Here is a 19,222-nt window from a genome sequence, read left to right as displayed (position 1 = left end):
GAAGTGCGGTGGCGATAGCGAGAAGGATACACCTGTTCCCATGCCGAACACAGAAGTTAAGCTTCTCAACGCCGAGAGTAGTTGGTGGGTGACTGCCTGCGAGGGTAGGAAGCTGCCGCGCTTTGTGAGAGTCGATGATATCGGCTCTTTTTTTGTGCATCACGGGAAGTGGCGGCCAAACCGTGTTAGAATGAGGAACACGACAGAACGGGGGCGCGAAATGGCGACGAAGGTAACGAGTGAAACGATGGCGCAACACCTGGGGGAAGGCCTGACGGTGGTGGATCTGTGGGCGCCTTGGTGCGGTCCCTGCAAGATTCTCAGCCCGATGCTGCGCGAGCTTGAGCAGACGCTCGGCTTCACGCTGCTGACGCTGGACGTCGACGGTGACACCGCCGTCGCGACGCAGTACGGCGTCCAAAGCGTGCCAACCATGCTGGTGTTCAGGGGTGGCAAGGCGGTGGAGAAAATCACCGGCGCCTACCCCAAGGCCAAACTTGCGGCCCATTTCACCGGACTGATGGAGGGCGAGCATGGAAAATGAGCTGCTGGCGACCTGCCTGTTGGCGGGGCGCATCATGATTGAAGGCGGCAGCGAGATGTACCGCGTCGACGACACGATGTCGCGGATTGCCCGCAATGGTGGGGCCGGTCGGGCACTGGTTTTCACCACGCCGACCGGGCTGTTCATCGCGGTCAACGGCGAGCCGCCGGTCGAGCTGGAGCCGGTGCAAAAGCGCGGCATCGACATGGAAAAAGTAGCCGGGGTCAACCAGCTCTCCCGCGAGTTTCAGGCGGGACGACTGACGCTGACCGAGCTGCGGCTCAAGCTTGAGCAGCTGGACACCAACACGCCGTACTTCCCGGTGTGGCTGCAGATCCTAGCGGCGGCCGTCTGCAGCACCACTTTGATGGTGATTTTTGCCCAGCAGTACGACTGGTTCGACATGCCGCTGTCGGCCGTCGTCGGGGCCCTGGGCTTTGCCGCCTACCTGCGCCTCAGCAGCCTGACGCGGGTGCGGTTCATCTCCGAGCTGATCGGCGCCGTCGTGGTCGGAGTCAGCGCCTGGGTTGGGGTGCGGCTCGGCGTCGGGCACAACCTCGACAACGTGATTATCGGCGCGGTGATGCCGCTGGTGCCGGGGGTGGCGATCACCAACTCGATTCGCGACATGCTGGCGGGGCACCTGCTGTCCGGCATGGCTCGCGGCATGGAGGCGATTCTGTCGGCCTGCGCCATCGGGGTCGGCATCGCCATGATTTTCAGATTCTTCTAGGCAGGAGGCACAAAGATGCCGTACTGGATTCAGCTGCTCGTGCAGATCAGCTTCAGCTACCTCTCCACGGTGGCGTTCGCCATCATCATCAACGTTCCGCACCGGGCGCTTAACCTGGCCGGCTGGGCCGGGGCCATCGGCTGGCTGGTGTACTGGCTGCTGATGGCGGCTCACAGCGGCCGCATGCTGGCCAACCTGCTGGGAGCCCTGGCCATCGGCGTCTGCGGGATGCTGTTCGCCCGGCGCAAAAAAATGCCGGTGATCATTTTCAACATTCCGGGCTTAGTGCCGCTGGTGCCGGGGGCGACGGCCTACCAGGCGGTGCGAGCCCTGGTGCTGGGGCAGATCGACCAGGCGATTTCTTTGACCATTCGCGTCGCGATGGTGGCCGGGGCCATCGCCGTGGGGTTCATGCTCGCCCAGCTGCTGGCCGAGGTCAGCTACCGCAAAACCGCGGCGCCAAAACCGGGCAAGTGAGCGCGGCCCCGGTGCCACCCGGTCGCCGACCTGGTCACCGCCGGCTGCTCGCCGATCGCCGTACCTCCGCTGGCTGCGGTACCTGCGCCGTTTGCGATACCGCCGCCGGCTGCCGTCCCTCCGCCGACCGCCGCAGCGCAGCCGGCCAGCGGCACCACGCCGAAAGTTCGGCACGGCTGCTTGATAAGTGATATACTAGACCCATGCGATGAGTCGAGTAACCAGCAATGGTGAAAGCGCAGCTGACCGGTTTCCCGCCGGATTTGCGGGGGTCAGTGATCCAAGGTTGTGGAGCCAGCGGATCTTACCTGCTTGCAGGTACTGTGAAGCGGTGAACCCTAGTGGCTCGCCGTTTTTTTTGTACGCGAAAACGCGCCGTGGCTGCCTCTTGGGCGGTCGCGGCGCGTTGTTTAGTCATCACCATCTCAGGTGGCTGAGGCCGAGGCCGGCCTTGCTGCCGCCGAGCTGGTAGCCGGCGACGCTGGCCAGTAGCGCCGTCACCGGCTGGCTCAGGCGCTGCTGCACCGCCGGCAAATCCAGGCCGGCTCTCAGGACGGTCAGGACGCGGTCGTCGGTGTGGCCGGCGGTGAGCTCGCGGCTGACCTGTTCCAGGACCGGCCGCTCGGTCGCGTTGAGCGTATCGGTCGCCAGCAGCGTTGTGACCTCTTGGCTGAAGGCCGTGCGATTGAACTTAGTCATATAATCCCCTCCAATGCGACGATTATACCACGCGGTGCCGCGCAGATTTGGCGGTTTTGGCCAAAAGTGAGTTGACACTCACTTTCGCTGGGCGTACAGTAGTCCCATTGAGTGAGTGTGGACTCACTATTGGAGGCGAGAGCATGACGGCAACACAGATGAACCTGAACCACGTGGTCAAGCGCTTCGGCAAGCAGACCGTGCTGCAAGGCGTCGACCTGACCGTTCAGGCCGGCGAAATCGTCGGGCTGATCGGACCTTCCGGGGCCGGTAAGTCGACGGTGATCAAGACCGCGCTTGGCATGGAGGTCGCGGACGGCGGCCAGGCGACGGTGCTTGAGACGCAGATGCCCAACCGGGCGCTGCTCGGTCGCATCGGCTACATGGCGCAAGAAGATGCGTTGTATTCGACGCTGAGTGGCCGCGAGAACCTGACGTTTTTCGGCCGGATGAAGAACGTCGGCAAGGCGGCGCTGCCGGCGGCCATCGCCCATGTCGCGGCGGTGGTCGAGCTGACGGCCGACCTCGATAAGCGCGTCGCCGGTTACTCCGGCGGCATGAAGCGGCGGTTGTCCTTGGCCATCGCGCTGCTCGGCGACCCGGAGCTGCTGATTCTTGACGAGCCGACCGTCGGTATCGACCCGGCGCTGCGGCGCAAAATCTGGCGGGAGCTCGGCGCCGTTCGCGACGCCGGCCGCGGCGTGTTGATCACGACCCACGTGATGGACGAGGCCGAGCTGGTCGACCGCGTCGCACTGTTGCTCGACGGCAAGCTGATGGCCTTCGATGCGCCGGCGAAACTGGAGCGGCAGTACGGGGTTGCGACCATCGAAGACGTGTTCCTCAAGGCGGAAGGGGTGGCGCTATGATTCACGCATGGTTCATCGCGCGGCGCGTGATTGCGGAGCTGTTGCGCGACAAGCGAACGCTGGCGTTGATGTTCGTCGCACCGGTTTTGATTATGTTTTTGATGAAGCTGATTTTCACCGCGAATTCGACCACCAGCGTGACGGTGGCGACGGTCGGGCTGCCGAGCAACATTCGCACGGCGCTGAACGACGTCAAGCACGTCGCGGTGGTGAAAAAGGGCAGCGAGCAGGCGGCCCAATCCGCGCTGAAGGCGCAAAAAGTCGACGCCTACATCGAAAAAACCGGCCGCGACCGCTACCGCGTGACTTACGCCAACACCGACGCGACCAAGACGGCACTGGTCAAGCAGGGCTTCGGCGCCGCGATGACCGCCGCCGGAGTCAAAACCCTGCGGCAGACGGTGACCAAAATGGGCAAAACCATCACCGTGATGTCGACCACCATCAAGAAGCTGACCGCGGCCCAAGCCGCGGCGGCGAAGGCGGCCGCCCAGGCGAGCGGCGGGACGGCGGCTAATGGAACGGCCGCCAGCGGCGCCGCGAGTGGCAGCGGGACCGCGGCAGGGGCCGCGACCGGCGGCAGCTCGGCGGCGGGTGACACCGCAGCCAGCAGCGACGCGACCAGCGGGACCGCAACGACCGTGGCCGGGTCGGCCGGGACCGCGGCGGCGAAGGCGGCAGCCGGGAAAACCGCGGCGGTCAAGGTCACCAACCGCTACCGCTACGGGAACAAGGACACCGGCTTCTTCGACAAGATTGTGCCGATCCTGATGGGCTTTTTCGTCTTCTTCTTCGTCTTCCTGATCTCGGGGATGGCACTTTTGAAGGAGCGAACCACCGGGACGCTGGACCGGCTGCTGGCGACGCCGGTGCGGCGCGGTGAAATCGTCGCCGGCTACATGCTGAGCTACGGCGTTTTGGCCATCATTCAGACGGTGATCATCGTCTTGACGACGGTCGGGTTCATGAACGTCGAGATCACCGGTTCGCTTTTTGCCGTGATGGTGATTAACTTCCTGCTGGCCCTGGTCGCGCTGGCGTTCGGCATCCTGATGTCGACCTTCGCGCAATCCGAGTTCCAGATGATGCAGTTCATCCCGATCATCGTGATTCCGCAGGTGTTCTTCTCCGGCATCGTGCCGCTGGACTCGCTGGCGACCTGGGTCAAGGACATCTCGTACGTGCTGCCACTGACTTACGCCGGTCACGCGATGACGCAGATCATCATGTACGGCAAGGGGCTGGGCGGCCTCGGGCTGGACATCGCGGTGTTGCTGCTGTTCTTGGTGGTGCTGTCGGCGCTGAACGTGCGGGGGATGCGAAGGTACCGGAAGGTGTGACAAATATGACGAGGTGACTTGCGGATGCGGCGTGCATCCGCAAGTCACCTCGTTTTGGGTAGGCGGAGATCCTGGATTTCGGTATAATCAAGCAAGAGATGACTACGGCGCCGCGGCGCTGGTGACTTCAGGAGGGCAGCATGTTCAAACTGATTGGAGCATCAATTACGCACCGAACTTGGGGTGCGGGGGTGATCGAGGCGGCGGATGAGGAGCTGATCACCGCCGATTTTGGCTTGGCCGGGCATCGCAAGCTGGCGGCGCCTCAGGCCTTCGAGGCGGGGCTCGTGTGGTTCGACAACCCCGCCCAGCAGGCGGCTTACCTGAACGCGCTATCGGGACAAAATGCCGGTGGTCAAACGGTGGCCGAAACCGGCGGCGCGTTGCGTGAGGTCGAGCCGCCGGAGGATGCGACGCCAACCGCGCCGCGACCGCGCAACACGGCGCCTGGTGAGGTCCCGGACGCGCCGGCGGTTGGGGCCGTGCTGGTGGTCGGCGAGGTGTATCCAAATGCGACGATCACGGCCACGTTTCAGGTCTCCTCGCAGGCGGGGATGCGACGGTCTAAGAAAACCAATTCGCTGGTGCTGATTGCCAAGCACGACGGCGAGCCAGAGCGTAATCCCTACCAGGACGGCTGGGATGAAGCGGGACGTTTTTTGTATACCGGCATGGGTCGCATCGGCGATCAATCGCTGACTTATGCGCAGAACCGAACACTGGCCGAGTCCGCCACCAACGGCGTCAGGGTCTACCTTTTCGAGTCGCTGACGCGCGGTCAGTACACGTACCGCGGCCGGGTGGTGCTGGCCGGCGAACCGTTCGCGGTGCAGGAGCATGACGCCGAAGGCCGACCGCGGCGAGTCTACCGTTTTCCGCTGCGGGTGGTCGACTGATCTAGGCGTATAATGACCCCAGAGGTGACGATCATGACCCGAGACGACTTCATTCAGTACTGTAAGGACCACTACCCGGCCGTGGTGGACCGCCCGTTCAAGCATTTTCCGGATTACGTGGCGCTGCGGCACCCCGACGGCAAGTGGTTCGCCCTAGTGATGAACGTGCCGGCGGCCAAAATGGGCCTGGCCGGTGACGACGAGCTCGACATCGTGGATCTGAAGTGCGACCCGGAGCTCAACTCAATCCTCCAGGCGCAGCCGAACTTTCGGCCCGGCTACCACATGGCCAAGGCCCACTGGCTGACGGCGCTTTTGCCCAACTTCGAAAGGCCCGAGGACTTGGCCGAGCTGATCGCCGGGAGCTACGAGGCGACGCGGTAGGGCGGCTGCCGATTGGTGGTGCCGCGTCCATGGCCGCATTCAGGTGAACAAGCAACCGGGGCGGGTCGTTATGCGACCCGCCCCGGTTTGGTGAATCGGCCACGGCGCCGAAGCGTTTTCAGCACTTCCCTGCCCGATGATGGTAGAATGAGTTGAATACCGCAACGCGAAAACAGGAGGAATCGGCATGGAGAAGCCATTAGCCAAGTACATCGATCACACGCTGCTGAAACCGGAGGCGACGCAGGAGCAGGTCGCCCAGATTCTCGCCGAGGCCAAGCAGTACGGGTTTGCGAGCGTCTGCCTCAACCCGTACTGGGTGCCGCTGGCCGCCCAAACGCTGGCCGGGTCCGGTGTCAACGTCTGCACGGTCATCGGTTTTCCGCTGGGGGCCAACGCGACGGCCATCAAGGCGGCGGAGGCGACGCAGGCGATTGAGGCCGGCGCCACCGAGGTCGACATGGTGATCAACATCGGCGAGCTGCGGGCCGGCCACGACGCGGCGGTGCAGCAAGACATCGCGGCGGTGGCGGCCGCGGCTCACGCCGGCCACGCCTTGCTCAAGGTGATCATCGAGTGCGTGTTGCTCACGGATGCGCAAAAAGTCCGGGCCTGCGAGCTCAGCGAGGCGGCCGGGGCCGACTATGTGAAAACATCCACCGGTTTTGCCGGCGGTGGGGCCACGGTACCCGACGTGGCGCTGATGCGCAAGACGGTCGGCGACCGGCTGGGCGTCAAGGCGGCCGGGGGGATTCACACGCTGAAGGACGCTCAGGCGCTGATTGCCGCCGGGGCCAGTCGCCTGGGCGCAAGCGCCGGGGTGGCGATCATGAAGGAGGCGCAAGCCCATGCCTGAGTTCAAGCGCATCATTGCCATCGTCACGGATTCCATCGGCATCGGCGCGGCGCCGGATGCGGCCAAGTACCAAGACGCCGGGGCCGACACGCTGGGGCACATCGGGGACCATTTTGCCGGCCGGCTGCACCTGCCGAACTGGCAACGGCTGGGGCTGGGCAACATCGCCCGGCCGCGGCCGATTCCAGGCGTCGGGCCGGTGGCCGAGCCGAGCGGGTACTTCGGCAAAATGTTCGAGGTGTCGGCCGGCAAGGACAGCATGGACGGCCACTGGGAGATGATGGGGCTGCCGGTGCTGGAGCCGCTGGGCTTTTTCCCGCACGGTTTTCCCCGCGAGCTGATCGCGCAGATCGAGGCGTTCTCCGGCCGCAAGGTGATCGTCAACCTGCCGTACTCCGGCACCGAGGTGATCGCCAAGTTCGGTGAGCAGCAGCTGGCGACCGGCGACCTGATCGTCTACACCAGCGGCGACTCGGTGCTGCAGATCGCGGCCAACACGGCGGTGATTCCGCTCGCGGAGCTGTACCGCATCTGCGAATACGTGCGAAGCATCACGACCGAGCAACCCTACCGCATCGGCCGGGTGATCGCGCGGCCTTACGTCGGCGATTCCGCGGCGACGTTCACCCGCACCAGCGACCGCCACGACTACGCGCTGATGCCCAACGCCCCGACCGACCTCGACCGCCTGCAGGCCGCCGGGGTGGCGACGTACGGCGTCGGCAAGATCAACGACATATTCTCCGGCCAGGGGCTGGACGCCGGCGTTCACACGGTATCCAACGCGGATGGCATGGTCAAGACCATTGAGGCGGTGCAAAGCGATCGCACCGGGTTCATTTTCACCAACCTGGTCGACTTCGACGCGATGTACGGCCACCGGCGCAACGCGCAAGGCGACGGCGAGGCGCTTGAGGCCTTCGACCGCCAGCTGGGCGAGCTGCTGGCGGCGATGGCGCCGGACGACCTGCTTTTGATCACCTCCGATCACGGCAACGACCCGGGCTTCACCGGGACCGACCACACGCGCGAGTACGTGCCGCTGATCGCCTACAGCAAGGCGCTGCCGGGCGGCGGCGACCTCGGCGTTCGCTCGCCGTTCGCCGACCTCGGCGCCACGGTGCTGGCCAACTTCGGCGTCGCCGGCAACGGCGTCGGGGCGTCGTTCTTGGGGCTTTTGAAGTAGCGCCGGCCGGCAGGGGGGCCGCTTGGCCGGGCCACCTGGCGCCGCCGCAATCGGGCCATTTTCACCGCCTTACCTCAACAGTTTAATAGGTAAACTTTCGTCGATTCAATCAAGGAGGCGCATAGTATGAGTACCCACATTGAAGCCCAACCCGGGGCCATCGCCGACGTCGTGCTGCTGCCCGGCGACCCGCTGCGAGCCCAGTACATCGCCGAGCATTACCTCGATCGCCCCGAGCGGTACAATACGGTTCGCAACGCGTTCGGCTACACCGGCACCTACGAGGGCCGGCGCGTGTCGGTTCAGGCGACGGGGATGGGCATTCCGTCCATCGGCATCTACGCCACCGAGCTGATTCAGGACTACGGGGTCCAGACGCTGATTCGCGTCGGCACCACCGGCGGCCTGGCCCCGGACGTCCACGTTCGCGACCTAGTGCTGGCGCAAGGCGCAAGCACCGACTCCAGCATCATTTTGAACACGTTCGGCGCCGGCATCTACTACAGCCCCCTGGCGGACTTCGGGCTGCTGCGGCTGGCCGACACGCTGGCGGAGCAGGCGGGGCAAAAGGTTCACGTCGGCAACGTCTTGGGCGAGGACCGCTTCTACAACGACGAAATCGACCGCCAAAAGCTCTGCGACTACGGCGTGTTGGCCAGCGAGATGGAGACGCCGGCGCTGTACCTGCTGGCGGCCAAGTACCACCGCAAGGCGCTGGCGATTCTCACCGTGTCTAATCACCTGGTGACCGGCGAGGAAACCACGGCGGCGGAGCGGCAGACCAGCTTCGACGACATGATCCGCCTGGCGCTGGCCGTAGCCAAAAAGGTGTAACATAAATGTTAAATAACGGTGATGCCCGGCCAAAACGCCGACATGACCGCTTTCTTTTGCTTTTTTCACCGGTTGCGGCCGCCAACGAACACGCTTTCTGGTGCAATGGCGGGGTCAACGTGGTAATCTTTAAGTAACTCTTTAAGAAATACTAAAAGAACTTACGAAATAATCAAGCACCACATGGGAGGACTCAGAGCGTATGGGAAAGACAACTAAAGCACTCGCGTTAACAGCAGGGATCGCCGGTGCTGCCGGGCTTGCCGCGCTTGCCACAACCCCGAACCAAGTGAGCGCCGCAACGGGCACGGTCACGTACCAGGAAGGCGCCACCACTGTTTGGCAGACGCCGGCCTTCAACCAGGCCAAGCGTTACGTGCTTTACAACCAGCAAATCGAAATCAAGGGCCAAAAGACCATCAACGGCACGACTTGGTACCAGATCGGCGCCAACGAGTGGATCCCAGAGGTCTACTTGAGCGTGGCCGGTGGCGCCAAGACCACCGCGACCCAGACCGGCACCAGCCAGCCCGGTGATTTTGCGCTGACCGTCACCTACACCCAAGGCGCAACGACGGTGTGGGGCAGCACCAGCTACACCGCCCCGACCGGCCGCTACCTGACCGCCGGCCAAACCGTCAAGGCGGTGGCCAAGACCACCAACGGCGGCGAGACCTGGTACCGCCTGAGCAACGGCGGCTACGTGCCGGCGCGTTACGCAAGCGTTAACGGCGCGGCCGCCGCCCAGACCACGACCGCGGCGGTTGCGACGACACCGGCCAAGACCACCACGGCTCCGGCGAAGACCGAGACCGCGGCGACGACCACGACGCCAACCCAGACCACAACCACGCCGGCGGCCACCACGACGACCCCGGCCGCAACGACGACGCCGGCTAAGACCGAGACGCCGGCGACCAGCACGGCCACCACGACGCCGGCCGCAACGACGGAGACGCCGGCGAAGACCGAGACCACGACGACCCCGGCCGCAACGGCCGACACCTCGGCCAAGACCGAGACGCCGGCCAAGACCGACACCGAGACCCCGGCCACGACGACCGCGCCGGTGACGGCCGGCAGCTACACGCTGACCGTGTCCAACCCGGGCAGCGTCGTCACCGTTTGGACCACCGCGGGTTACAGCAAGGCCAACGGCACGTACCTCACCGACGGCCAAAGCGTCAAGGCCAACGGCAAGACCACGGTCGACGGCGAGGTTTGGTACCGCCTGACCGCCGGCGGCTTCATTCCGGCCCGCTTCACCAAGACCGGCACGACCGCGACGACGCCGGCTAAGGACACGACCCCGGCCAAGGACACCACGACGCCGGCCCAGCCGTCCACGCCGGCCAAGGACACGACGACCCCAACCACGCCGGCTAAGCCGACCACGCCGACGGTTTCCCGTTCGGCCAAGATCGAGGCCATCATCAAGGTGGCCCGTCAGCAGATTGGCAAGCCTTACACTTGGGGCGCCAAGGGCCCGTCGAGCTTCGACTGCTCCGGCTTGATGTACTACGCCTTCCAAAACGGCGCCGGCATCACGCTGGGCGGCTACACCGGCACCCAGCAGTACAACGGCACCCGCGTCTCCGTGGCCAACGCGCAGCGCGGCGACCTGATTTTCTGGGCGACCGCCGGTACCCCGTACCACGTGGCGCTGTACCTGGGCAACGGCCAGTACATTCACTCCCCGCAGCCGGGCCAAACCGTCACCACGGCGGCGATTTCCCAGTACTTCTACCCATCCTTCGCGGTTCGGGTCTTCTAATTCTGACACAAAACAACCCGCGTCTCGCTACCAAAAGCGAAACGCGGGTTTTTATGTGGCATCAGACGGAATGATCGAGGCGGCTGCAATCAAGCGGGTCATCGCTCAGTCATCCAGCCATCGCCCCATCACGGTCATGAAGTGGGCCAGCTGCAGCCGCCGCACCGTGCCGAGGCCGGGGAAGTGCTGGGTGCGGCCAAGCTCGAGCAGCGCGGCCGTCGCCGGCGTGGCCGCCTGGGGATGCGCGGCCAGCCACGGGGCCAGCGGCGCCAGGGCCTCGAAGAATTTGACCTTGGGGTTTTGGTAGTCGGCGTTGTTGACCGAGGTGAAGTGGCGCAGGTACAGCATGCCTCGGTCCTGGTACAGCAGGTGCAGCGCGATGGCGCGTTGCGGGTAGCCATGTTCGTCGTACCAGTGGCTGCTCAACGGGTAGTCGGCGAATCCTGCCCCCGAAAGCTGCGCCTGGGGGTACTGGTAAAAATCGCGCTGCAGCCGGTAGTAATCCTCGGTGGCCGCCCGGGTCGGGTAGTGGTCGCTTAGGTAAATCGCCTGCGGGTGGCCGGCCGCCCGGAACCTGGCGGCGTCCGGCACCACCACGGGTTGATCGGGCAAAAGCGCCGCCAGCTGGGCGGTGGTGGTCGCGATCACCAAGGCGGCCGGCTGGGCGTCGAAGTACCGGGCCGCTCGCACCCAGGTGCCGTCGTAGGCCACGCGGTGCCGCGGCGTTTCGAGCAGGCCGTACGTGCCGACCTGGGGATTGGCGATGACGAACAGCGGGTGTCTCGCCTGGGCGAAGGCCGCGGTCACCCGCGTGAGGCTCGGCAGGTCCTTGACCGGTTCGATGATCGGCACGATACTGGGCGACAGCGTTTTGGCCAGCCCGGCCAGCGCCAGCAGGTCGAACTGGCGACCGCGAATCAGCGGGTAGTAGATCATGCGCCGGCCGCCTTGAGCTTGGCCAATGCCAGCTCCGCCGCCAGCGCGTCGACCTCTTCCTGCAGGGTGGCGACGGTGGTGTCGCTCAGCTCGCCGAAGAAGCGGTCGTAGAGGTTGGCCGCCGGGTCGTAAACCGCGTAGTCGCTGCCGCGGCGGCGCAGCTCGCGCATCAGCTCGTCGTCCGAAAACGCGCGGGGGCCCCGGGCGGCGCGTTTGGCCTTTTGGACCTCGCGGTTGAGGCTGGCGATGAAGCGATCGCACAGCGCGGCCTCGGGGACCTGCAGCGCCTGGCGGGTCGGCTTGCGGGCGACCGTCAGCTGCCCCGGGGCGGCCGGCGGCAACAGCGTCGCGGCCATCAGCGCCGCCGTATAAGGCGCGTAGGTCATCACGCCGATGCCGGCCGGGATCTCCGAAGTGACCTGCTGGTACAGCTTGGTCGGCAGCACGAAGTAGTTGTAGTGGCCGACGAAGCTCAAGGCGGCGCTTGAGTGGAAGTCGGCCTTGGTGACCTTCAGCTCAAAGCAGCGCCAGGTGGTGCCGGTCTCGTCTTGCTGGCGAACCAGCGTGTCGACGATGCCCTGGTCGTCGGGCATGGTGACCTCCTCGACGGCCACGGCGCCGAGTTCCTCCCAGTAGGCGTAAAGCGTGCGTTCCAGATCGAGCGTCAGTGCGGTTTTAGACATGCGCGTCCTCCTTTCTCGGGTGGTCGCCGGCCGGCAAGGCGTCATGCGCCGCCCAAAACGCGGTGAGCTGGCTGGCCAGGTCGTCGATGCCGTAAGCGACGGTGGCATGGGCCCAGTGCGGCGGAAACAGCGGGGCATACCTGGGCCCGGCGAAGCGGCTGTCGGCAAGCAGGATCACGCCGACGTCGTGAGCCCCGCGAATCACGCGGCCCCCGGCCTGCAGCACGTTGTTAAAGCCGGGCAGCTGGTAGGCGTAGGCGAAGCCATCCTTGCCCTGGGCGTTGAAGTAGTCGCGCAGCCGGTCGGTCTCGGGGTTCAGCCCCGGCAGCCCGACGGTGACCACCGCCGCCCCAACCAAGGCGGCGCCACCCAGGTCGATGCCCTCGGCGAAAATGCCGCCGAGCACGGCGAAGCCGACCACCGGGCTCGCGTCGTCCGTGAACCGCGCGATGAACGCCGCTCTGGCGGCCGCGTCCATGCCGGCCTCCTGCGCGACCACCGCAAGCGTCGGTGCCGCCGCCTTGAACGCGGCCAAAACCGTCGCCTGGTAGCTGTGCGACGGCAAAAACACCAGGTAGTGGCCGGGCTTGGTGGTGGCCATCAGAATCAGGCTGGCCACCAGGTCCGGCAGCGAGCTCTCCCGGTTGCGGTAGGTCGGCGTGATGTTTTGGGTGACGACGACCTTCAGGTTTTCCTTGGGGAACGGCGAGGGCAGGCGGTAGGCCAGGCTGTCAACTTGGCCGCCCAGCAGGTCCTGGTAGTAATCCAAGGGCGACAGGGTGGCGGAGAACAGCACGGCGCCGCGCCCCTTGGCCAGGCAGTTGGCGACGAAATCGCTTGGGTCCAGGCACAACTGCTTGATGGTAATGGCGCCGGCCGCAATCGCGATTTCGGTTTCGTAAGCCGCGTTGTACAGATCGGCGATGCGCAGGTAGCCCGTGACGGTGAAAAACACCGGCAGCACCAGGTCGACCAGCGCCTCATCGCGGGTGTCGGGCGGCTGGCTCAGCCAGTCGTGAACGCTGGTGGCGAGACGGTCCAACGCGCCGGCGAAGTCGTCCAGCGGGTCTTTTTGGAAGGTCAAAGGCGTCTGGTCGACGCTGACCGCCACCGCGTCAAAGGCGGTGATGACGCGCGTCAGGTCGCCCTTGACGGCGGTCAGCCCCAGCCCCCGCTTGGGCCGCAACGCGCGGCTCAGGTCGCTGAACGCGGTGTCTGTCAGCTCGGCGCTGTACATGCTGCGAGCCCGGTCGACCAGGTTATGCGCCTCGTCGACCAAAAAAAAGTTGTCGGGATCCGGGCCGGCGAAGAAGCGCTGCAAAAACACCGCCGGGTCGAACAGGTAGTTGTAATCGCAGATGATGACATCGCAAAACAGGCTGGCGTCCAGCGAGAACTCGAAGGGGTCCAGTGTGTGCTTTTTCGCGTAGGTCTCGATCACGTCGCGGGTCAGCGCCGCCTCGTGGTCCAGCATGTCCTTCAGGGCCGGCCGCAGCCGGTCGTAGTAGCCGAGCATGTAGGGGTTTTGGGTCGGGTCGTCCGGCTCATCCGCGAAGCGAATCACGTCCTTGGCCGTCAGGGTGATCGACTTGGCCTCAAGCCCCTTCTCGGTCATCAGCGCCATCGCGTGCTCGGCCACGTGCCGGGTGCTTTGCTTGGCGGTCAGGTAGAAGGCGCGTTGAATCAGCCCGGCCCCCATCGCCTGAATGGTGGGGAAAAGCGTCGAGATCGTTTTGCCGGTGCCGGTCGGGGCCTCGACGAACAGCCGCGTCTTGGCCGCGATGGTCTTGTACACCGCCACGGCGAGCTCGCGCTGGCCCTTGCGGTAGGCGCCGAAGGGGAAGGGCAGCCCGTGAATCGAGGCGTCACGCGCCGTCACGATGTCCGAGCGCATCCGCAGCCAGTCGGCCCAATCGGCAATCAGGTCCTCGAAAAACAGCGCGAGGTCCGGCGCCGTCTGCACCTCGCTGAACCGCGTCACCTCGTCGGTTGCAGTTTGGTAGTAAATCAGGTCCAGCTGCACCTTCTCGAAGCCGCGGTCCAGGCAGAGAAAATGGCCATAGATTCGGGCCTGGGCCCAGTAGCGGTCCTTGGTGTTTTGGGTGACGTCGGCCCAGTCCCGCGCCGACGTCTTGATCTCCTCGATCACCGGGATGGCGCCGCTGGTGTCGAGGCCATCGGCGCGGCCGTCGATGGTGTAGGTCTGGCCGTTGACCGCGACGTCTTGGGTCAGGTAGACCTCTTTTTCGTAGTCTTCCTTGTGGGCGGCCTGGAGGCGTCGGTGGATCTGGCTGCCCAGCTGCGCGGTGTTGTTCGAGTTGCTGGTGGCCGGGTCGAGGTCTCCGGTGCGAACCGTGAGCTCGACCAGCTCGCGGATGCCGATGCGGTGGTCGGACATGGTGACGCCTCCTTTCTTCTTGCGGTTTGGTGTGTTTGCGTGTCGGCAGCGGGGGCTCCGGGCGGCGCGGCAAGGGGGCGGTGCGGCCGGTTTCCGCCCGTTGGGCTCCAACCTAAAGCCAGAGCCAACCGTCGCCTGCGGCTCCCTTGGTTGTCTCTGGCTTTGCCGGGATTGGTCACGCGAATGCCCCGCAAAAAGCGCGGGTCATCCGGGCGGCCAATCCTTTCACGGCTCCCTTGCCGCGCCGCCCTCCGCCCTTGCAGCATGCGGTCGACAGACGCAGTGCGGTGGGTCCATTTATGCACAACACCTGTGGAAACCGTGGGTCGGGCCCAACGCCCAGCCTTACGCTAGCCGTCCCGCTAAACCCGCTCGGCTTCGCTCTTCCTTGTCGAGCTACGCGGGGCAACGCGGGAGCGGCTAGCTACGCACCGCGACTTGGGACCAAGTGCGGGTCCCAACTCGCGGCGCTAGGCTAGCCGTCCCGCTAAACCCGCCCCGCTTCGCTCTTCTCTGTCGAGCTACGCCGAGCATCGCCGGAGCGGCTAGCTCAGACCGGTCGCCGGGCCAAGTGCGGCCCAACGCCCAGTCTTACGCTAGCCGTCCCGCTAAACCCGCTCGGCTTCGCTCTTCCCATTATAGAACACCAGTTTCCTTCCGGGAAGGCGCGGCGGTTGAAACCTGGCGCGAAAGTACGGTAGAATGGGCCGTGATGTGTTGCCGCCGCGGCGGCGACCGACGAACAGTGGGGCCTGTGATGGCCGCCAAGCAACGGTCCAGCGGGGCCGACAAACGGAGACGAAAACAATGGAAATCAACGTAACGGCCTTTCAAGAGGCCATCGAAAACGGTAACTACCAAACCACCCAGTTCACGGCGACGCCCGAGCAGGTGAGCCAAGGCGGCGTGGAGAAGGCCATGCAGCCGGCGTTTTCCGCGCTGGACGCGGCGCTTGACCAAGGCGTTTTGGCCCAGGTCGACCTGGTGATTGAAAGCGCGGAGCCGACCACGGTGCGGCTTGAAACCGGCGTGATCAACCTGCCATTCGCCGACTCGCGCAAGGTCAACAACTTCCTGGCCGAGGACGCGACGGTGCCGCTGCGGGTCAACCTGATTGTGATTTCGCCGTACGTCAACCAGTCCGGGCTGCGCATCGACATTGTGGCGGAGGCCGACGCCTACGTGCAAAATCGCGCAGCTAACCAGGCGGCGGTGATTGCCGAGGTCCAAGAGAAGCTGGCCTTGATCGAGGCTGAACGCACTGCGCCTAAGCCGGTGGTCAAGGAGGTCCCAGCCAGCCGGGCCAAGGCGACCACCACCAAGAAGGCCGCGACCCGCAAGCCGGCGGCCAAGAAGACCACCACGCGCAAGACCGCGGCCAAGAAGACCACGACCCGCAAGACCACGGCGAAGAAAACCGCGGCCAAGACGGTGTCGGCCAAAACCGCGCCGAAGCCTAAGCGATAGGCCGCACGAACTGCTGAGGCCTAAGCAGTAGGCTGCACGAACGGTTGAAGCCCAGGCGGTAGGCCGCACAAACGACCGCGGCCCAAGCGGTGGCCGCGCTGCAAGCGAAGCTAGCGGGGGAACCCGGTCGGGCGAGGGCGGCGGCGACGTGGTGAACCGGGCCCGTGCGTGGCGGCCGCAGAAGCCAGGGCCGGCAAGCGCCGGGCTGCGGCACCGGTGAGGAGGCAAGCATGGCAGAGGATGAGACCATCGGCGCGTTTTTCCGGAAGGCGCGGCAGGGGCAGCACATCACGCTGGCCCAGGCGGCCGGCGCCGGCGGCAGCGCCGCGGGGCTGTCGCGCTTCGAACGCGGCGCCACCGACCTGTCCGTGGCCAGCGCCACGGTGGTGATGCACAACCTGATACTGGACGCGCATGACCTGATGTACTGGCAGGACCGGCAAAAAGGGTCGTGGCCGCTGGCCGTACCCAGCCTCTTGAACCAGGTTGCCGCCGCCAGACTCACGCTGCTTTTGACGCGCTACCTGGCCGCGCATCAAGCCGATCGCGGCACCGTACTTCAGGCCGCCGCCCGGCTGGTGGTCGAGTACGGCTCGCAACCCGCCGCGAACCGCGAGCTGACCCCGGCTTCGGAGCAGCTGGTGGCCGACTTGCTGCGCTATCCCGATTCGTGGAACACGCTGCAGACCAGCCTGCTGATCGCCGTGACGCCCTTTGCCAGCAGCGAGCTTTTGGGACTGCTGTTGCCCCGGCTGGCGGCCTTGGGGCAGGCTCAGCTGGGCCAGCCGCGGTGGGGGCTGCGCCAGCGGCTGGACGCGCTGGGTTGGGCGATCATCGCAAGCAACGACGCGGTGGTGGCCCAGCAGGAAGAAGACCGGGTGCCGGCGAACGTGAACTGGCAGTGCGAGTGTCTGGTGCTGCGCCGCGGCGTCGCCTGGGCCAAGGACCCGAGTGCGGCCAACGCGGCGGTTTTGACCCGCACCCTGGCGTTGACGGACAAGTACGCGCATGCGCCGGTCGGCAACCGGGCCCGGTTACTGATGCAGGCCCGGGTGGCCTGCAAGCGGCCGCATCACAATCCCGACTTGCGCGACACGCCGGTGGATGCGGCGCTGGTGTTCGATGGCCGGCGTAGCTTCACGGATGGGCCACAGCTCGGCGTGTTGCGGCGGCGGCTGGGGCTGACGCTGAGCCAGGCCGCGGTGGCCTGGTCGAGTTCGACGCAATCGCGCTTTGAAAACGGCGAGTCGGCGCTTGGCTTCGGCCGGGTGCTGGCGCTTTACCAGCGGCTGGGGCAGTCCGACCTGTTCACCAACTGGCTGGAAAGCCCCTTGAACCGGCACGTGCGACTGCAAAACGAGCTGCAGGAGGTGCGGGTTCACCCCCAGCGCTTCGCGGCCCCAGACGCCGCCGCCTTGATCCACAAGGTGGCCGAGCACGACACCGGGATGCCGACTTGGATGACGCTAATCGAGCAGGAAGGGGTGCGGCAGGTGTTCGTCAACGAGGGCATCCTGCCGGCCACCCCGGCCGATCCCGTGATGGTACGAGCGGTGCTGAGCGGCACCGCGGCGGTCACGTTTTGGCCGGACAACGTGGCCAAGGCGATGAATGATTTTATCTACAACGCCGGGAGCCTAACGCAGATTGAGTCCGTGTATCGCCGCACCGTTCTCAGCGAACGCACCACCGGCGCGAACATGATGGCCTTCGACTGGTCCAACTACGCCAAGTTCATCGGCGACAACCGCGATGCCGCGTTCGCCCGGCGGATGCAAAACGACATGGCGCAGCGGCCGCTCACCGACATGTTCCTCAACCCCGGGGCCAGCTACGAGGTGGCCAAGCTGATCCTGGCCTACACCGTGGCGCCGAGCCAACGCGTGATCGACGCGTTGGTCGCGCTGGTCGCCGACATGCGCTTTTTGGGCAACACCTTCCGCGCCGAGTTCTATCCCGAGTGGCTGGTGTCGGTCGGCATTCCCGCTTCGGCGTGGCGCTAGGCTGCGTGGCCCCCAAAAAGCGGCAAATTGGTCGCCGCCGGCCGCGGTGCATCGGGCTTTTACAGTAGGCGATGCGAATTGCTTGACGGAAAATTGGTCTGGTGTTAAGCTACACTCGAATGATTGTTCTTGTGCGGGGAGGCGGCCAAGGCCTTGGTTGCCGTAGTATCCACCGCGCGGGACTGCGCCAGCGGTTCGCACCAAGGCGACAGCCCCCACCCATGCCAGGCCGCAGTGTATCGCCACACGGCTTTCAACTCGAGAGTTTTCGTGCAACCCCGGGACCATACTTAGGGGAATACCAGGGACCTTGCACCACCCCACCGGCTGCAGGCCGGCCACCGCCACTCCCAGCCGAGTCAGCCGCGCGGTGTCCGGAACCGGTGGGCGCAATGGCACCACTTTGGCAAGACGAGGCCAGCAACGTAACCGAATCAGGCCAAGGCCACCGGACAGTGTGAGTCCGGTGGCTTCGGCGCGGCCGGGGGCTGTCGTGATTACGACAGCCCCCGGCTTTTTGGTTGCTCGCGGCGGTTGCTCGCGGCGGTTGCTCGCGGCGGCTGCGCGAGTGCGAACGGTTGCTCGGGGCGACTGCGCGTTCGAGCGGTTGCGGCGTGGCGGTGCGAAATTGGCCCGGGCGACCGGAGGCGGGATGCGCGGCGGTCTTCGTGCAAGCCGGTGAATTTTTCGGTGCCTGCGCTTGCACTTTTGGGCGAAAGGCGTCATGCTTGAGATGGTTACAAATAATCAGTGGGAGGGGTCACGGTGAGCGTCATCACGGACTACCTGCGCGACCTGCCGGCGGCCCAGCGACCGCAGACGCAGGCGCTGTACGAGCTGCTTCAGAGGCTTTTGCCTGCGGCGGTTGAGACCTTCAGCTACGGCATGCCGGCGCTGCGCCAGCCCGGCGGTCCGGTGCTGGTGTACTTCGGCGCCTTCAAGGGCTGGGTCGGCTTTTATCCGACCAGCGCGCCGCTTTCGGCGCTTGCGTCCGAGCTGGTCGGCTTCAGCCACAGCAAGGGCGCGTTGCAGTTGCCTTACGACCGGCCGCTGCCGGAGACACTGATTGCCAAGCTGGTCGCGGTGCGGCTGGCGGCGTTGAACTGACAAGTTTTGGGGGAACGGTAAGCATTGACCGGTAAG

At 65.4% G+C, this 19,222-nt stretch carries 18 protein-coding genes and 1 rRNA gene; 15 read left to right on the top strand and 4 right to left on the bottom strand.

The features are described 5' to 3' along the window. Positions 1–4: 4 nt before the first annotated feature. From rrf to NUH19_RS04485, 4 genes are all read left to right on the top strand, one after another. A 5S ribosomal RNA gene (gene rrf, locus NUH19_RS04500) occupies positions 5–121 on the top strand. A 99-nt stretch (positions 122–220) separates the two neighbouring features. Continuing rightward, on the top strand, positions 221–544 hold the full coding sequence (locus NUH19_RS04495; protein WP_262315359.1) for a thioredoxin family protein: 324 nt from the start codon (positions 221–223) through the stop codon (positions 542–544). Further along, the gene (locus NUH19_RS04490) at positions 534–1,277 is read left to right on the top strand and encodes a threonine/serine exporter family protein (protein ID WP_262315358.1); all 744 of its coding nucleotides are present in this window, start codon (positions 534–536) and stop codon (positions 1,275–1,277) included. The genes NUH19_RS04495 and NUH19_RS04490 overlap by 11 nt, the downstream gene beginning before the upstream one ends. A 15-nt stretch (positions 1,278–1,292) precedes the next feature. After that, on the top strand, positions 1,293–1,754 hold the full coding sequence (locus NUH19_RS04485) for a threonine/serine exporter family protein (protein ID WP_262315357.1): 462 nt from the start codon (positions 1,293–1,295) through the stop codon (positions 1,752–1,754). 417 nt (positions 1,755–2,171) lie between these two features. On the opposite strand, the gene NUH19_RS04480 is transcribed toward NUH19_RS04485, so the two are convergent. After that, positions 2,172–2,453 (bottom strand): hypothetical protein, encoded by a 282-nt coding sequence (locus NUH19_RS04480; protein WP_262315356.1) that lies wholly within the window; start codon positions 2,451–2,453, stop codon positions 2,172–2,174. 143 nt (positions 2,454–2,596) lie between these two features. Here NUH19_RS04480 and NUH19_RS04475 point away from each other — a divergent pair, with 143 nt between their 5' ends. From NUH19_RS04475 to NUH19_RS04440, 8 genes are all read left to right on the top strand, one after another. Continuing rightward, positions 2,597–3,322, top strand: coding sequence for an ABC transporter ATP-binding protein (locus tag NUH19_RS04475; protein ID WP_262315355.1), 726 nt, complete (start codon positions 2,597–2,599; stop codon positions 3,320–3,322). Continuing rightward, the gene (locus tag NUH19_RS04470; protein ID WP_262315354.1) at positions 3,319–4,662 is read left to right on the top strand and encodes an ABC transporter permease; all 1,344 of its coding nucleotides are present in this window, start codon (positions 3,319–3,321) and stop codon (positions 4,660–4,662) included. Before NUH19_RS04475 ends, NUH19_RS04470 begins: the two co-directional genes overlap by 4 nt. Before the next feature lie 140 nt (positions 4,663–4,802). Then, entirely contained in the window at positions 4,803–5,558 is a 756-nt protein-coding gene (locus tag NUH19_RS04465; protein WP_262315353.1) for an SRA domain-containing endonuclease, read from the top strand. Between the two features lie 33 nt (positions 5,559–5,591). Beyond that, positions 5,592–5,942, top strand: a complete 351-nt coding sequence (locus NUH19_RS04460) for an MmcQ/YjbR family DNA-binding protein (protein WP_262315352.1) — start codon at positions 5,592–5,594, stop codon at positions 5,940–5,942. A gap of 187 nt (positions 5,943–6,129) precedes the next feature. Continuing rightward, positions 6,130–6,798 carry a deoxyribose-phosphate aldolase gene (gene deoC, locus NUH19_RS04455; RefSeq protein WP_262315351.1) on the top strand — a complete coding sequence of 223 codons (669 nt, stop codon included), beginning with the start codon at positions 6,130–6,132 and terminating at the stop codon, positions 6,796–6,798. Next, positions 6,791–7,984, top strand: a complete 1,194-nt coding sequence (locus NUH19_RS04450) for a phosphopentomutase (protein ID WP_262315350.1) — start codon at positions 6,791–6,793, stop codon at positions 7,982–7,984. The genes deoC and NUH19_RS04450 overlap by 8 nt, the downstream gene beginning before the upstream one ends. A 126-nt stretch (positions 7,985–8,110) precedes the next feature. Continuing rightward, positions 8,111–8,818: a purine-nucleoside phosphorylase gene (gene deoD, locus NUH19_RS04445; protein ID WP_262315349.1), complete on the top strand. Its 708-nt coding sequence runs from the start codon at positions 8,111–8,113 to the stop codon at positions 8,816–8,818. Positions 8,819–9,020: 202 nt separating this feature from the next. Beyond that, on the top strand, positions 9,021–10,592 hold the full coding sequence (locus NUH19_RS04440) for a C40 family peptidase (protein WP_262315348.1): 1,572 nt from the start codon (positions 9,021–9,023) through the stop codon (positions 10,590–10,592). Positions 10,593–10,697: 105 nt separating this feature from the next. Here NUH19_RS04440 and NUH19_RS04435 read toward each other — a convergent pair whose 3' ends face one another. The 3 genes from NUH19_RS04435 to NUH19_RS04425 are packed head-to-tail and all read right to left on the bottom strand — an operon-like array spanning position 10,698 to position 14,609. Next, positions 10,698–11,528 (bottom strand): sce7725 family protein, encoded by an 831-nt coding sequence (locus NUH19_RS04435; RefSeq protein WP_262315347.1) that lies wholly within the window; start codon positions 11,526–11,528, stop codon positions 10,698–10,700. After that, a complete protein-coding gene (locus NUH19_RS04430; RefSeq protein WP_262315346.1) occupies positions 11,525–12,211 on the bottom strand; it encodes a hypothetical protein in 687 nt (228 codons plus the stop codon). The genes NUH19_RS04435 and NUH19_RS04430 overlap by 4 nt, the downstream gene beginning before the upstream one ends. After that, complete coding sequence (locus NUH19_RS04425) at positions 12,204–14,609, bottom strand: ATP-dependent DNA helicase (RefSeq protein WP_262315345.1); 2,406 nt, start codon at positions 14,607–14,609, stop codon at positions 12,204–12,206. Before NUH19_RS04425 ends, NUH19_RS04430 begins: the two co-directional genes overlap by 8 nt. An 807-nt stretch (positions 14,610–15,416) precedes the next feature. On the opposite strand from NUH19_RS04425, the gene NUH19_RS04420 reads away from it, so the two are divergent. The 3 genes from NUH19_RS04420 to NUH19_RS04410 all read left to right on the top strand — a co-directional run bounded on the left by NUH19_RS04420 (position 15,417) and on the right by NUH19_RS04410 (position 19,186). Next, positions 15,417–16,076 carry a hypothetical protein gene (locus NUH19_RS04420; RefSeq protein ID WP_262315344.1) on the top strand — a complete coding sequence of 220 codons (660 nt, stop codon included), beginning with the start codon at positions 15,417–15,419 and terminating at the stop codon, positions 16,074–16,076. 230 nt (positions 16,077–16,306) lie between these two features. After that, the gene (locus tag NUH19_RS04415; protein WP_262315343.1) at positions 16,307–18,079 is read left to right on the top strand and encodes a hypothetical protein; all 1,773 of its coding nucleotides are present in this window, start codon (positions 16,307–16,309) and stop codon (positions 18,077–18,079) included. Between the two features lie 765 nt (positions 18,080–18,844). Continuing rightward, positions 18,845–19,186: an iron chaperone gene (locus NUH19_RS04410; protein ID WP_262315342.1), complete on the top strand. Its 342-nt coding sequence runs from the start codon at positions 18,845–18,847 to the stop codon at positions 19,184–19,186. The last annotated feature ends 36 nt before the right edge of the window (positions 19,187–19,222 follow it).

The sequence above is a fragment of the Lacticaseibacillus parakribbianus genome (genome assembly GCF_025490915.1).
In the GTDB taxonomy this organism is placed as follows: Bacteria; Bacillota; Bacilli; order Lactobacillales; family Lactobacillaceae; genus Lacticaseibacillus; species Lacticaseibacillus parakribbianus.
The sequence above is the reverse complement of the archived record's forward strand: the minus strand, read 5'-3'. Positions and strand labels throughout refer to the sequence as shown.

What these genes read in the sequence shown, in the direction of transcription:
- deoD (WP_262315349.1), top strand. Translation starts at nt 8,111, where the DNA reads ATGAGTACCCACATTGAAGCCCAACCCGGGGCCATCGCCGACGTCGTG.
- NUH19_RS04485 (WP_262315357.1), top strand. Translation starts at nt 1,293, where the DNA reads ATGCCGTACTGGATTCAGCTGCTCGTGCAGATCAGCTTCAGCTACCTC.
- NUH19_RS04450 (WP_262315350.1), top strand. Translation starts at nt 6,791, where the DNA reads ATGCCTGAGTTCAAGCGCATCATTGCCATCGTCACGGATTCCATCGGC.
- NUH19_RS04470 (WP_262315354.1), top strand. Translation starts at nt 3,319, where the DNA reads ATGATTCACGCATGGTTCATCGCGCGGCGCGTGATTGCGGAGCTGTTG.
- NUH19_RS04420 (WP_262315344.1), top strand. Translation starts at nt 15,417, where the DNA reads ATGGAAATCAACGTAACGGCCTTTCAAGAGGCCATCGAAAACGGTAAC.
- NUH19_RS04430 (WP_262315346.1), bottom strand. Translation starts at nt 12,211, where the DNA reads ATGTCTAAAACCGCACTGACGCTCGATCTGGAACGCACGCTTTACGCC.
- NUH19_RS04435 (WP_262315347.1), bottom strand. Translation starts at nt 11,528, where the DNA reads ATGATCTACTACCCGCTGATTCGCGGTCGCCAGTTCGACCTGCTGGCG.
- NUH19_RS04415 (WP_262315343.1), top strand. Translation starts at nt 16,307, where the DNA reads ATGGCAGAGGATGAGACCATCGGCGCGTTTTTCCGGAAGGCGCGGCAG.
- NUH19_RS04480 (WP_262315356.1), bottom strand. Translation starts at nt 2,453, where the DNA reads ATGACTAAGTTCAATCGCACGGCCTTCAGCCAAGAGGTCACAACGCTG.
- NUH19_RS04490 (WP_262315358.1), top strand. Translation starts at nt 534, where the DNA reads ATGGAAAATGAGCTGCTGGCGACCTGCCTGTTGGCGGGGCGCATCATG.
- deoC (WP_262315351.1), top strand. Translation starts at nt 6,130, where the DNA reads ATGGAGAAGCCATTAGCCAAGTACATCGATCACACGCTGCTGAAACCG.
- NUH19_RS04460 (WP_262315352.1), top strand. Translation starts at nt 5,592, where the DNA reads ATGACCCGAGACGACTTCATTCAGTACTGTAAGGACCACTACCCGGCC.
- NUH19_RS04475 (WP_262315355.1), top strand. Translation starts at nt 2,597, where the DNA reads ATGACGGCAACACAGATGAACCTGAACCACGTGGTCAAGCGCTTCGGC.
- NUH19_RS04440 (WP_262315348.1), top strand. Translation starts at nt 9,021, where the DNA reads ATGGGAAAGACAACTAAAGCACTCGCGTTAACAGCAGGGATCGCCGGT.
- NUH19_RS04425 (WP_262315345.1), bottom strand. Translation starts at nt 14,609, where the DNA reads ATGTCCGACCACCGCATCGGCATCCGCGAGCTGGTCGAGCTCACGGTT.
- NUH19_RS04495 (WP_262315359.1), top strand. Translation starts at nt 221, where the DNA reads ATGGCGACGAAGGTAACGAGTGAAACGATGGCGCAACACCTGGGGGAA.
- NUH19_RS04465 (WP_262315353.1), top strand. Translation starts at nt 4,803, where the DNA reads ATGTTCAAACTGATTGGAGCATCAATTACGCACCGAACTTGGGGTGCG.